Origin of the sequence: Corynebacterium sp. HMSC072A02, assembly GCF_001810085.1 — a bacterium.
GTDB classification, from domain to species: Bacteria; Actinomycetota; Actinomycetes; order Mycobacteriales; family Mycobacteriaceae; genus Corynebacterium; species Corynebacterium hesseae.
Window position 1 is genome coordinate 40,461 of sequence record NZ_KV799847.1, and the last position, 12,520, is coordinate 52,980.

General features: G+C 61.2%; 15 protein-coding genes. 14 read left to right on the forward strand and 1 reads right to left on the reverse strand.

Annotated elements, in window-relative coordinates:
* Nucleotides 1–6 precede the first annotated feature (6 nt).
* Nucleotides 7–549: a hypothetical protein gene (locus HMPREF2698_RS05410; RefSeq protein WP_246819441.1), complete on the forward strand. Its 543-nt coding sequence runs from the start codon at nucleotides 7–9 to the stop codon at nucleotides 547–549.
* Here the strand turns inward: HMPREF2698_RS05410 and HMPREF2698_RS05415 are convergent.
* Nucleotides 546–1,469, reverse strand: coding sequence for a YbjN domain-containing protein (locus tag HMPREF2698_RS05415; protein ID WP_070519932.1), 924 nt, complete (start codon nucleotides 1,467–1,469; stop codon nucleotides 546–548). The genes HMPREF2698_RS05410 and HMPREF2698_RS05415 overlap by 4 nt on opposite strands.
* 152 nt (nucleotides 1,470–1,621) lie before the next feature.
* On the opposite strand from HMPREF2698_RS05415, the gene hisD reads away from it, so the two are divergent.
* From hisD to lgt, 13 genes are all read left to right on the forward strand, one after another.
* Complete coding sequence (gene hisD, locus HMPREF2698_RS05420) at nucleotides 1,622–2,971, forward strand: histidinol dehydrogenase (RefSeq protein ID WP_070562719.1); 1,350 nt, start codon at nucleotides 1,622–1,624, stop codon at nucleotides 2,969–2,971.
* A 3-nt stretch (nucleotides 2,972–2,974) separates the two neighbouring features.
* Nucleotides 2,975–4,078: a histidinol-phosphate transaminase gene (locus HMPREF2698_RS05425; protein WP_070562721.1), complete on the forward strand. Its 1,104-nt coding sequence runs from the start codon at nucleotides 2,975–2,977 to the stop codon at nucleotides 4,076–4,078.
* Nucleotides 4,079–4,134: 56 nt separating this feature from the next.
* Nucleotides 4,135–4,767, forward strand: coding sequence for an imidazoleglycerol-phosphate dehydratase HisB (gene hisB / locus HMPREF2698_RS05430; protein WP_070519938.1), 633 nt, complete (start codon nucleotides 4,135–4,137; stop codon nucleotides 4,765–4,767).
* Nucleotides 4,768–4,773: 6 nt separating this feature from the next.
* Nucleotides 4,774–4,956, forward strand: a complete 183-nt coding sequence (locus HMPREF2698_RS05435; RefSeq protein ID WP_070562724.1) for a hypothetical protein — start codon at nucleotides 4,774–4,776, stop codon at nucleotides 4,954–4,956.
* A 50-nt stretch (nucleotides 4,957–5,006) separates the two neighbouring features.
* Entirely contained in the window at nucleotides 5,007–6,227 is a 1,221-nt protein-coding gene (locus HMPREF2698_RS05440) for an MFS transporter (RefSeq protein WP_070520166.1), read from the forward strand.
* Nucleotides 6,224–6,859 (forward strand): imidazole glycerol phosphate synthase subunit HisH, encoded by a 636-nt coding sequence (gene hisH, locus HMPREF2698_RS05445; protein WP_070519943.1) that lies wholly within the window; start codon nucleotides 6,224–6,226, stop codon nucleotides 6,857–6,859. Before HMPREF2698_RS05440 ends, hisH begins: the two co-directional genes overlap by 4 nt.
* 30 nt (nucleotides 6,860–6,889) lie before the next feature.
* Nucleotides 6,890–7,672: a bifunctional 1-(5-phosphoribosyl)-5-((5-phosphoribosylamino)methylideneamino)imidazole-4-carboxamide isomerase/phosphoribosylanthranilate isomerase PriA gene (gene priA, locus HMPREF2698_RS05450; RefSeq protein ID WP_070519945.1), complete on the forward strand. Its 783-nt coding sequence runs from the start codon at nucleotides 6,890–6,892 to the stop codon at nucleotides 7,670–7,672.
* A gap of 4 nt (nucleotides 7,673–7,676) precedes the next feature.
* Nucleotides 7,677–8,480: an inositol monophosphatase family protein gene (locus tag HMPREF2698_RS05455; protein WP_070533252.1), complete on the forward strand. Its 804-nt coding sequence runs from the start codon at nucleotides 7,677–7,679 to the stop codon at nucleotides 8,478–8,480.
* Between the two features lie 129 nt (nucleotides 8,481–8,609).
* Nucleotides 8,610–9,374 carry an imidazole glycerol phosphate synthase subunit HisF gene (gene hisF, locus HMPREF2698_RS05460; RefSeq protein ID WP_070562727.1) on the forward strand — a complete coding sequence of 255 codons (765 nt, stop codon included), beginning with the start codon at nucleotides 8,610–8,612 and terminating at the stop codon, nucleotides 9,372–9,374.
* A gap of 53 nt (nucleotides 9,375–9,427) precedes the next feature.
* Nucleotides 9,428–9,772 (forward strand): phosphoribosyl-AMP cyclohydrolase, encoded by a 345-nt coding sequence (gene hisI / locus HMPREF2698_RS05465; RefSeq protein WP_154736475.1) that lies wholly within the window; start codon nucleotides 9,428–9,430, stop codon nucleotides 9,770–9,772.
* Entirely contained in the window at nucleotides 9,765–10,394 is a 630-nt protein-coding gene (locus tag HMPREF2698_RS05470; RefSeq protein WP_185963198.1) for a TIGR02234 family membrane protein, read from the forward strand. Before hisI ends, HMPREF2698_RS05470 begins: the two co-directional genes overlap by 8 nt.
* Nucleotides 10,395–10,566: 172 nt before the next feature.
* Nucleotides 10,567–11,394 carry an indole-3-glycerol phosphate synthase TrpC gene (locus HMPREF2698_RS05475; protein ID WP_070533247.1) on the forward strand — a complete coding sequence of 276 codons (828 nt, stop codon included), beginning with the start codon at nucleotides 10,567–10,569 and terminating at the stop codon, nucleotides 11,392–11,394.
* Nucleotides 11,395–11,435: 41 nt separating this feature from the next.
* Nucleotides 11,436–12,341 carry a prolipoprotein diacylglyceryl transferase gene (lgt, locus tag HMPREF2698_RS05480; RefSeq protein WP_070562730.1) on the forward strand — a complete coding sequence of 302 codons (906 nt, stop codon included), beginning with the start codon at nucleotides 11,436–11,438 and terminating at the stop codon, nucleotides 12,339–12,341.
* Nucleotides 12,342–12,520 lie beyond the last annotated feature (179 nt).

Consider the following 12,520-nt stretch of genomic DNA (forward strand, 5'->3'; position numbering starts at 1 on the left):
ATTATCGTGCCTGCACTGCGTGCACCTAGCTTTCATAGACCCCGCGCCATTGGATTCGGCGCGGGGTTGCTCGCGTTAGCGCTCCTTGGTTTCTCCGCTGTTGGCGCTGTCTGGGGGCTGTGGCGGCCTACTCTGGAGGGCCATCGCATGGAGGATGGCGGCTATGTCCTGCGTAACGTTGCCGACGTGCAATTCGATTCTTATATCACCTTCGTGCTGATCACCGGAGTCCTCGGTATGGCCTTGGGAGCAATCGCCCACCGTTGGGGAGAGCGCTACCGTGGCGTCGGTGTGCTGCTGTGGGTGGCGCTGGCGGCTTTGGCCGGTGCGGCGTCCTTCTATGTCTTCGGTGGGGCGACGGCCACTGATGTTCCGGAGAACCCCGGGGAATTCGTGGAGTTCGTGCCGAAGTTTTCGCCCGGCATCGCGTGGCTTGTGGGACCATTTATGGCCATGTTTGTCTACTGGTCCGCGCTGTTCTTTGAGCCGCCCAGCGTGGCGCTCGAAAGTGAAACGGAAGAAAATGAGGCAGCGGTCGACGTGCGCTAGGGCCACGCGACGGGGGAGGAGCCCACGGCATCGCGTGAAATGTCATCGATGCCGTGGAGGACGTGCTTGATGCCGCGGCCGAGGGCGGTTATCAGTTGGGCGTCGGATAGCCCAGCGCCCGTCATGACCGCGTAATCAATGCGCACCTGCAGCCCGTCAACGTTGGAGTGGCAGAAGGCCGAGGCCGAGTGATTGTTCCGGTTCCAATCATTGCAAATGAGGAAGATCTTGGAGAACTCGCTGCCCTGTAGATTCGGGTCCCAATGGCCTTTGATGATGAGGCTTGGGCCGGAGTCAATGGCGAAGGCAAAGAGGACGTCATTGATCCAGGCATAAACTGCTTCATCGCCATCTGATTGGAAGCGCGAAATTCCCAGAGCGGGTAAGAGAGCTTCGAGGCGGGCCGTATCGACGCTGGCGACGGGGCCGTCGAGTTCTGTCTGTTCTTCCGGGACTGCCGGGCGGGGAAGCGTGAGAACGGGGAAATGTTTAGCCAGTTCTTCGAGGCAGGCCGCGGCGTTGTGGAGCGCTGGCACTACCGAAGCGGAGAGTTGGGCGCTCGTGGGTTTCTGGTGCACCACGAGGAAGGAGTGACCCCACACTTCGACTTCGGTAGGGGAGGAATAGTTGAGCACGAGGTGCGGCGAGAGGCAGTCGTGGTTCCAGTCGTTGACGAACTCGCTGAGACTGGGGATATCGCCGAAACCAAGAATGCCATGGTGGGTGGTGTAGAAACGCAGGATCGGCTCGCCCTCAGTGTCCATGAAAGCGCGGGTTTCCCCGAGTGGCGAGTGCGGGAAGAGGAGTTCGTGTGCGGTTACCCGTATGCAGTCAAGGTTTTCCCGGCGCGTGAGGCGTTCGACGCGGGCGAGCAGGTCTGACGGGGACTGGCGGTCCAGGCCGTCGGCGCCGTTGCTCATTTCGCCACCTCCCTCTACCGATTCGGGATGCCGGAATGTGTTACTAGTGGCACATTCTATAACCCGCACCTGCCGGTTCGCTGGCTTTTCGGTCCGGGTATAGTAATGGGAAGGTATAGAAACCACTGCATATTATAAAAAGAGGTCCCAGCATGCTACGAACCATCGACCTGCGTGGAGAGGCACTTACTACCTCCCGTTTGCGCCGAGTATTGCCGCGAGGCGGCACGGACGTGTCCTCGGTGATGGGCACTGTTATCCCCATGGTGGAGAAGGTCCGTGACGGCGGAGCGGCGGCCGCCCTCGACTTCGGCGAAAAATTTGACGGTATACGCCCGGCCGCGGTGCGAGTGCCTCAGGAGGAGCTAAAGAAAGCAGCCGAAGAGCTGGACCCGAAAGTGCGGGCAGCCATCGAGGAATCCATCGCACGCGTGCGTGCTGTCCACGCTGACCAGAGGCCGGATTCGCACACGACCACCCTGGCACCGGGGGCAACGGTCACCGAGGTCTTTCACCCCATCGAGCGGGTGGGGCTGTACGTCCCGGGCGGCAAGGCGGTGTATCCATCTTCCGTCATTATGAACGCCGTCCCCGCCCAGGAAGCGGGCGCTGAGGCGATGGTCGTGGCCTCCCCGCCACAAAAGGAGTTTGGCGGACTGCCGCACCCGACGGTGCTGGCCACGTGCCACATGCTCGGCGTGGACGAGGTGTGGGCAGTAGGCGGCGGGCAAGCCATTGCGCTGTTGGCCTATGGCGATGATGAACCGGTTACCGGTGAGGAAGCACTGGAGCCTGTCGATATCATTACCGGCCCAGGCAACGTTTTTGTTGCCGCCGCTAAACGGGCAGTGCAGGGCGTGGTGGGCATTGATGCGGAGGCCGGGCCCACGGAGATCGCCATTTTGGCAGACGATAGCGCCAACCCCGTCTACGTGGCCTATGACCTCATCTCCCAGGCAGAGCATGATCCCATGGCTGCTTCCGTGCTCATTACTGATTCAGAGGAGTTTGCCGCCGCCGTGAACGCGGAGGTAGCGCAGCGTTATACCGCCACCGCCAATGCCGAACGCGCCGCCGAGGCGCTGCGCGGTGAGCAGTCGGGCATTGTCGTGGTTGAGGACCTTGAGGCGGGAATCGCCGTCGCGGATGCCTATGCCGCCGAGCACTTGGAGGTTCACACGAAGAACGCCCGGGCAGTTGCGGAGCGCATTCGCCACGCCGGTGCCATCTTCGTTGGCGACTATTCGCCCGTACCTCTTGGTGATTACACCGCGGGTTCCAACCACGTTTTGCCAACCTCTGGAACCGCGCGGTTTAGCGCCGGCTTGTCGACGCACACCTTCCTTCGCCCAGTAAACCTCATCGAGTATGACCGCGCGGCACTCGGCGAGGTAGCAGAGAACGTTATCGCCTTCGCCACAGCGGAGGCGCTGCCCGCCCACGGCGAAGCAATCGCCGCACGATTCGCCGAAGACACAGATGCCCAGAAAGGAGAGGCTTAAACCATGGCTGAGCTGAAGGATCTTCCCCTGCGTGAAGAATTGCGTGGTTCCAGCGCCTATGGCGCCCCGCAGCTGACGGTAACTAACCAACTCAACACCAACGAGAATCCTTATCCGCCGTCGGAGGCGCTGGTGAAGGACATGGTGGAGGCCGTCGAGAAGCACGCACGCCAACTCAACCGCTACCCGGAGCGCGATGCCGTCGAGCTGCGCACGGCGCTGGCGGAATACATCAGCGAGCAGACCGGTGTCACCGTGGGCGTGGAGAACGTGTGGGCAGCCAACGGTTCCAACGAGGTGCTCCAGCAGCTGCTGCAGGCCTTCGGTGGGCCGGGCCGCAGCGCGCTGGGATTTACGCCGAGCTACTCCATGCATCCGATCCTGTGCGCAGGTACACAGACCGAATTCATTTCCTGCCCGCGCGATGAGGACTTCCGCATCGATGAGGAGGCGGCTTTGGGGGCCGTCGCCAAGCACAGCCCCGACGTCGTCTTCATCACCACCCCGAACAACCCCACCGGTGATGTCACCCCGATCGAACTGGTGGAGAAGATCGCGCAGGCCGCGCCGGGCATCGTCATCGTGGACGAGGCCTACATGGAATTCTCGCCCTCGCCCTCAGCTACAACACTGCTGGCGAAGTACCCGACCAAGCTCGTGGTCTCGCGCACGATGTCCAAGGCCTTCGATTTCGCCGGCGGGCGCTTGGGCTACTTCGTGGCGGATCCCGCTTTCGTGGAAGCCGTGATGCTCGTCCGCTTGCCGTACCACCTCTCCGTGCTATCCCAGATCGCGGCCACCGTGGCTCTTGCTCACAAGGAGGAGACCTTGGGTACCGTGGCGAAGCTTTCGGCGGAGCGGGATCGGGTTGTCGCACGGCTCCAGGAACTTGGCTATTACGTTGTGCCGAGCGAATCCAACTTCGTCTCCTTCGGACGTTTTGCCGATCAACACGCGGTGTGGCAGGGATTCCTCGACCGCGATGTGCTGATCCGAGACAACGGCGTACCGGGTCTCCTGCGCGCCACGATTGGGCTGCCCGAAGAGAATGACGCCTTCCTTTCGGCCGCGGCGGACTTGGCAGATACAGTAGAGATGACTAACTGAGAACTGAAACTTGAGCCCAGGAAAAGGCTCATGATGAAAAGAAGGAGCGTGGGACAATGAGCGCTGGTGAAGCTACACGCCACGACTTAGGCGACCGCATTGGCCGCGCAGAGCGCGTGACTGGGGAGACAAAGATCTCCGTTGAAATCAATCTCGATGGCACCGGCCAGGCGGATATTTCGACGGGGCTGCCGTTCTTTGACCACATGCTCAACGCTGTGTGCACTCACGGCTCCTTCGACCTTAAGGTCCATGCCGAGGGCGATATCGATATCGATGCCCACCACACGGTGGAAGACACCGCGATTGTTCTTGGCCGCGCTTTCCTCGAAGCACTGGGGGATAAGTCCGGCATCCGCCGTTTCGGTTCCCAGCTTCTGCCCATGGATGAAACGCTGGTGGAGGCCGTCGTTGACATTTCTGGGCGGCCCTACTTTGTCATGAATGGCGAGCCGGAGAACTTGGAGTGGCAGGTTATTGGCGGGCACTACGCCACGGTGATCAACCGGCACTTCTTCGAAACCTTTGCCACACACTCGGCGACGACTCTGCACGTCAACGTGCGCTATGGGCGCGATCCGCACCACATCACGGAAGCCGAGTACAAGGCAGTGGCCCGCGCCCTGCGCCAGGCAACCGAGCGGGATCCGCGAGTAACCGGAGTTCCTTCGACGAAGGGAGCACTCTAAGACGCTATGAATGTCATGGTTCTCATTCTCTTTCTCGTCGCCGGTCTGCTCGTCGGTGGCGCGTGGGCGGCGTATCAGAACGGTTCAGTATTGCTGACTGTGGTCGCGGGCGCGCTCGCGGCGGTCGCCGTGGCCGCCGCGTTGGTCTGGTTCCTCGACATCTTTTTGGCAGGATTGGCGGCAAAGTGACAGATAACGCCCCTCAGAGTGTGTGGAAGGTTGCCGGCTTCAAGGAAACCATGATCGCGGTGGTTTCCGCCTTCGGCGCGTGGTCAGTTTTGCTACCCGTGGTGCCGTTGGCTGTGTTGGATTCCGGCGGATCGGCCACGCTGGCTGGCGCCACAACCGGCGTGTTCATGCTGGCCACCGTGCTTACCCAAATGGCGACTCCGATGCTGCTGCGCATCTTTGGCTACCGGCCGATCATGGCGGCGTCGGCGCTGCTCTTGGGCGTGCCGGCGTTGGGCCACATGCTGGGCGACGCCGCCCCAATCGCCCTAGGCTTTTCCGCACTGCGCGGTATTGGCTTTGGTGCCCTGACGGTGTCAGAAAACGCGCTCATCGCGGAAATCACGCCGCGGCGCTTGTTGGGCAAGGCCACTGGAATCTTCGGCCTTTTTATCGGCGCGGCACAGATGGCCTTCCTGCCCGTCGGCCTTGCCGTCGCCGCAGCGTACAACTATAACGTGGTGTACCTCTTGGCCGCCGGCCTCGGCCTTCTGGGTTTCTTCACCTGCATCCTCGTACCGCAGATCAAGGCTGCCCCGGTGGGAATGCCGGACCCATCGGATACCACTCCGCGTGCTCCAATGTGGAAGCTTGTGCTCGTGCCGGCACTGGCGTTGATGAGCTTCTCCGTGAGCTACGGCGTGGCCTCGAATTTCATTTCGCCGGCCGTGCGCGAATTGGATCCTGAACGCGGCGCGGTTTTGGGCGGCTTCATGCTGTCCGTGATTGGTGGCGCGGGCATGATTGCGCGCTACGTCGCCGGTGTCGTGGCGGACCGGGTGGGCAAGCCCGGCACACTCATGATTCCGGCCCAGGCTTCCTCGGTCGTGGGTGTGGGACTCATCGCCGCCGTGCTGTGGCAAGAGTGGTCGGTATGGCTGCTCGTGTTCGGTACGGTCATCTACGGTGCCGGCTTCGGCATCGTTCAAAACGAGGCGCTGCTGTCGATGTTTGACCGCCTCCCACGCGAGCGGCTCTCCGAGGGTTCTGCGGTGTGGAACATCTTCTACGACGGTGGTACTGGCCTTGGTTCGACGGTCCTTGGCGCCGTCGTGGCGATGTCAGGATACAAAGGCGCTTTTGCCGCAGGTGCCGCCATCATTGCAGTGGGCTTGCTCATGACGGCTGCTGACCTAGCTTTGGGTAAGACTCGCGTGAGCGAACTTAATGACATCCAAACGCGCTTGCGCAGGATTAGAAGGCCGAGGAGGCCCGGAAAGGAGCCACGATGAGCTCACACGACGTAGTTGTCCTTGATTATGGTGCCGGCAACCTCCGCTCGGCTTTGCGCGCACTTGAGCGGGTCGGTGCCACCGTGACGGTGACCGCAGACCCGAAGCTAGCGGTGGAAGCCGATGGCCTGTTGGTGCCCGGCGTAGGCGCCTTCGCCGCCTGCATGGAAGGCCTGCGTGCGGCCCAGGGCCCACGGATCATTGGCCAACGCCTAGCTGGCGGCCGCCCAGTTCTCGGTATCTGCGTAGGTATGCAGATTCTCTTTGAGTCCGGTACAGAACACGGCGTTTATACGGAAGGCTGTGGTGAGTGGCCGGGGGAGGTGACCCGCTTGCAGTCGCCGGTTCTGCCCCACATGGGCTGGAACACCGTTGAGCTTCCCGACGATAGCCTTATGTTCCATGGCGTGAGCGCGCAGGATCGCTTCTACTTCGTGCACTCCTATGCCGCGCGGAGCTGGGAGCTCGAGACTGAAATCACTGAGCCGCCGAAGGTGGCGTGGTCCGAATATGGCGGTGACCGTTTTGTCGCCGCGGTAGAAAACGGTGCGCTATGGGCCACGCAATTTCATCCGGAGAAGTCGGGTGACGTCGGCTCGCAGCTGCTAAAGAACTGGATTGGAACGCTTTAAAGAGCCCACTCGAAAGGTAGACTACCCACCATGAGCTTTACACTGTTGCCCGCGGTTGATGTCGTCGACGGTCAGGCGGTTCGCCTTGATCAGGGAGAGGCCGGAACTGAAAAACCCTATGGCTCGCCGCGTGAGGCCGCCCTTAAGTGGCAGGCCCAAGGCGCGCAGTGGCTGCACGCAGTAGATCTGGACGCAGCCTTTGGCCGCGGCTCCAACCACGAGCTGCTCGCTGAGATCACCACGAGCGTGGACCTTAACGTGGAGCTGACCGGAGGTATCCGGGATGATGACTCCTTGGCCCGTGCACTCGCCACCGGAGCCCGCCGCGTCAATATTGGTACCGCGGCTTTGGAGAACCCCGAATGGATTGCCAAGGTCTTGGCAGAGCATGGTGACCGCATCGCGGTCGATCTCGCAGTCCGGATGGTGGACGGCGAGTGGCGCACGCGCGGTAACGGCTGGGTTTCCGATGGTGGCGACCTCTGGGAGGTGCTCGAGCGCCTTGACGCCGCTGGTTGCACTCGCTTCGTGGTGACGGACGTGTCCAAGGACGGGACGCTGCAAGGTCCCAATATCGAACTGCTGCGTGAGGTTGCGGCCGCCACGGAGGCAAAGGTAACAGCCTCCGGTGGGATTTCCACCCTTGATGATCTGCGTGAATTGGCCCTCTACGAAAATGAGGGAATTGATTCCGCCATCATCGGCAAGGCTCTCTATGAGGAGCGCTTCACACTGGAGGAGGCGCTTGCGGCGGTTGCGGAAGTTACGCCGTTGCCGGGCGAAGAATACATTGACCCGATCGAGGAGAGGTAGGCCAATGGCCCCGATGTCAGGAACCTCCGCGTCGGATCCGCGCGAACTCGTGGCCTTTGCAGAAGCAGCGGTGGACCAGGTTGATGATCTCTTCCGCCGGGGCCTCGGTGCAGCGCCCGCGCGTTTCAAGGGCGAAGGGGACTTTGCCACTGAGGTGGATTTGCTGATTGAACAGCAGCTGCGACTGACGCTGAACCAGCTCACCGGTATCCCGGTACTCGGTGAAGAATCAGGCGGCAGCCTTGAGGAAACGGTGTGGGTTGTGGATCCCGTGGATGGAACCGCGAACTACTCAGCCGGGAATCCATGCTGCGGCATTCTTGTCACGCTTATCCACGAAGCAAAGCCGGTTGTTGCAGTAGCGGATTTCCCCCTGCTACACCGCCGCGTCGTTGCGGCGCAGGGCATGCAGCTGCGAACCAGCGGCGGCCCCTCCACTGGTTTCGGTGGTGGCGAAGAAGCCCAGGGATTCGACGAGGCTCGTGGCCACGTGGGCTGCTCCTCGCACCTGCCGACGGGCCTGTTCAATGATCTCCGGGAGACCGGGCTGCGTCCCCGCATGACCGGGTCCGTGGGTCTGGATAATGCATTTGTGGCTCAAGGCGTGTTTGACGGCGCGGTGAATTTCTCGCCGCACCCGTGGGATAACGCGGCGGGTGCTCTCATGATCAAGGCTGCCGGTGGCCGCGTGAGTGATCCAGAAGGCAACGAGTGGACCGCGCATTCACAGGGATTCGTGGGCGGTACCCCGCAGGTGCATGCCACGATCTTGGATGCCATCGCCCGAAACCCCCGCGGAAGCCGTTGATAGGCGCTTGGCTTGCCTAGGACGCTAGCGCTCGTCGCTAGCGCCGCATACCGGACTTGAATTTCATCAATCGGCAGTTCGATTCGAGCTGCCTTTCATTTCGCTTTGAGCTTTAGGAGGATTGTCACCATGGCTCTTGCCGTGCGAGTGATCCCGTGCCTTGACGTTGATAATGGCCGCGTGGTCAAAGGCATTAACTTTGAAAACCTGCGTGATGCCGGCGACCCAGTCGAGTTGGCCGCCCATTACGACCGCGTGGGTGCTGATGAGCTGACTTTTCTCGACGTGTCAGCGTCGAAGGACGGCCGCGGTACCATGCTTGACGTCGTACGCCGCACCGCCGATCAGGTCTTTATCCCGCTGACCGTTGGCGGTGGAGTGCGGTCTGTCGACGACGTCCGCGAACTGCTGCGTGCCGGCGCCGATAAGGTCTCCGTCAACTCCTCTGCCATCGCGCGCCCAGAGCTACTGCGCGAGCTCGCGGATGTGTTTGGCTCGCAGTGCATTGTGTTGTCGGTGGATGCGCGCCGTGCTGCAGATTTCCCCAGCGGATTCGAGGTCACCACGCATGGCGGAACGCGTTCTTCGGGCCTCGATGCCGTGGAATGGGCCAAGCGCGGTGAGGACTTGGGCGTCGGCGAAATCTTGCTGAACTCCATGGACGGCGACGGAACCAAGGCGGGCTTCGATATCGAATTGATCGAGGCAGTGCGCGAGAAAGTTTCCGTTCCGATCATCGCCTCCGGCGGTGCGGGAAAGGCCGAGCACTTCCCACCGGCTGTCGACGCTGGGGCAGATGCGGTGCTGGCCGCCAGCATTTTCCACTTCGGAGAAGTGGAGATCTCTGAGGTCAAGCAGGCGCTAGCCGCGGCAGGCAAGGAGGTGCGACGGTGACGAGGAACAGTGACAACCCCACCACCGACCCAACGGCTGTCGGGGCTTATGAGCTGAGTGATGAGATTGCTCAGCAACTTAAGCGCAACGAGGCGGGGCTTGTTCCAGCCATCGTGCAGTCGGAGCGCGGTGAGGTGCTCATGTTGGCGTGGATGGATGACCATGCCTTGGCCTACACGTTGGCGACGCGCCGCGGAACCTACTATTCACGTTCCCGCCGCGAGTATTGGATCAAAGGCCTAACATCCGGCAACACCCAAGAAGTGGTCGGCGCGCGCTTGGATTGCGATGGTGACACCATCCTGCTCACCGTTCGTCAGCGCGGCGGGGCATGCCATACCGGTGACCGGACCTGTTTCGATGCACGTGATCTCTTAGGGGAGGAGAATGATGGCTAAGCGCATTGGACCCCTGTTGATGTTTGTCGGTGCCATCCTATTGTGGCTGTCTTCCCGCATGACGTGGGTAAAGGCTGCGGTTGAGGATGATAAGGCCGGCTCCAGCGTTGCGGAGCTATCGGGTTCCTTGTGGTCCCTCGAGCTCATCGCGTTGAGCGTTGTGGTCCTCGCTGGCGGTGTTGCGGCCTTCGCGCTACGGCGCACCGGCCGCCGAATCGTATCTGGCCTCACAGCACTTGCCGCGGCGGCTGCGGGATGGCGGCCTGTTGCGTTGCTGACCGCCGGCCCAGAGGCGGAGCGCGCCGAGGAACTGCTGCAGGGAGGCACGAATGATACCTCCGTGGAGTCCACGACCATTTCCGACTGGGCCACGGTGCTCTCCGCGGATGCCTCGACTGCCGGCCCTGTCCTCGCCCTCGTCGGCGCTGCACTCGCGCTCTTTGGTGCGGTCATGGTGGCCAGCAATCCGGGAGGCGATAAGCCCCGCTCCGCCAAATATGAGACACCAGCTGTACGGCAGGAGCGCCTGCAGGAAGATCTAGAAACCTCCCAGGATTCTGGCCGCGTGATGTGGGACGCTTTGGACGCCGATATCGACCCCACAGATCCTCGCACCACCTAGGGGAGGTGGCGGCACGAGCCACCGGCTCGTCTCATCTCCACCACGGGGTGTTGCGCTGATAGAAGGGGACCCCGGATTTCTGGTTGGAGGTAAGAGCACGCTAGCCTAAGTGTGATCTCGAACTCCATCCTGTTTCTTTCATTGAGTTTCCTTCGGGGAAGGGAGGTGCTCCATGCCTACCCCGATTGCCGTCGATCACCTCGTGGCCGGCGTACTAGCTGATGTCGCCGCGCGGGAGGCCCGCGTTCCCTTCAAGGAAGTAAAGGCGCGTTCCCGAGACATGGATGCCCCGCGCGATGCTGCACAGGCTTTGCTGCGTCCAGGATGCTCTATCATTACCGAAATAAAGCGCGCCGTACCTTATGGCGGTGAAATTGCGCACTTGGAGAGCCCGCAGTCCGTGGCAACGCTGGCGCATAGCCTGGAGGAAGCCGGAGTGCATGTGATGGCGTGCCAAACGGATCGCCGCCGCTTCCACGGTTCCCTCGAAGACATGCGGGCGGCCCGGTCCGCCGTTGACATACCGATGCTATGCCGCGACACCATCGTCGACCCCTATCAGATCCATGAGGCGCGGTGCTATGGGGCGGATGCGATTCCCCTGCAAGTGGAGCTGCTCGACCAGGCTCGCCTCGAGTCTCTCCTAGACCGCGTGGAATCTCTCGGCATGACCGCCATCCTGGAAGTTCGTACGTGCGCTGAGGTGGATCGCGTCATTAAGGCAGGGGGAACTGTCGTGGCGATCAACGCGTGGTCTTTGGCCTCCGATGCTATTAATCGGGAGGCCTTTTCTACTATTTCGCCGGGTCTTCCTGAGAGCATGACGCGCATCGCGGTGGGTGGGGTCAATAGCCCGCGAAACGTGTTGTCTTATGCTTCTCAGGGCGCTGATGCCATCTTGGTCGGTGAGTCCATCATGGCTGCCCAAGACCCCATGGCCTTGGCGCGTTCTTTGGTGGCTACCGGCCAGCATCCGGCGTGCCCTTCGCGCAGGACCTAGACGCGTTGTAGTGGGCGTTATTTTCAGGCACACTGTTTCCCGTGCAAATTTACAATCTCGCCAACATTCCCTCTCCGCCGCAAGGCGTGTGGCATCTAGGTCCGGTCCCAATTCGCGCTTATGCCATGTGCATCATCGTCGGCATCCTCGTTGCGATGTGGATGACGCTGCGCCGCTATACTGCCCGCGGTGGAAACCCGGATGTGGTGTGGGATGCGGCCTTGGTGGTGATACCGGCCGGAATTATTGGTGGGCGCCTCTACCACGTGATTACGGATAACGAAAAGTACTTCTGTTCCACGTGCAATCCAGTTGATGCGCTGAAGATTACCAACGGCGGCCTCGGCATTTGGGGCGCAGTGGCGCTAGGCACAATAGCGGTGTGGATCATGTTCAAGGTTAAAGGCATCCCATTGGGGCCATTTGCGGACGCCGTCGCGCCCGGACTTGTCTTGGCCCAAGCTATCGGGCGCTTGGGTAATTGGTTCAATCAGGAGCTCTACGGCCGTGAAACCACGGTTCCGTGGGCCTTGGACATCTACTACCGAGTAAATGACAGCGGCGCGTACGCACCAATCAGCGGACGCTCGACCGGGGAAGTAGTGACCTCAGTGCATCCGACCTTCCTCTATGAACTGTTGTGGAATGTGGCGGTGTGTGTGTTCCTGCTGTGGGCGCACAAGGCGTTCAAACTCGGCCATGGGCGTGTGTTCGCGCTGTACGTTGCCGGATACACGGCGGGGCGCTTCGTTGTAGAAAACATGCGCGCTGATGAGGCCACGCACATCTTCGGGTTGCGCGTCAACGTCATTGTTTCGGTGGTCTGCTTCGTTGTTGCGCTCATCGTGTACTTCCGGTTGCCACGTGGGCAGGAGTCACCGGAGGAAGTGGATCCCGCTCGTGCCGCGGAAGTTGAGAAGAATGGTGGCTCCGCAGGCTTTAATTAGGTACAGCTTTCGTAGCGTCTGCCTGTTTTAGGCGCTGAAAACAGAAAAAGTAGCCGGGATCACACACGGTGTTTTTGAGCTCTTATTCGGAAGTCTGAGGTTCCGAATGATGAGTACGAAATGCCCAGATGTGCCCGGTTATTCCCGTTTATTGCCGAATATTTGGGGCTTTGCTCAGA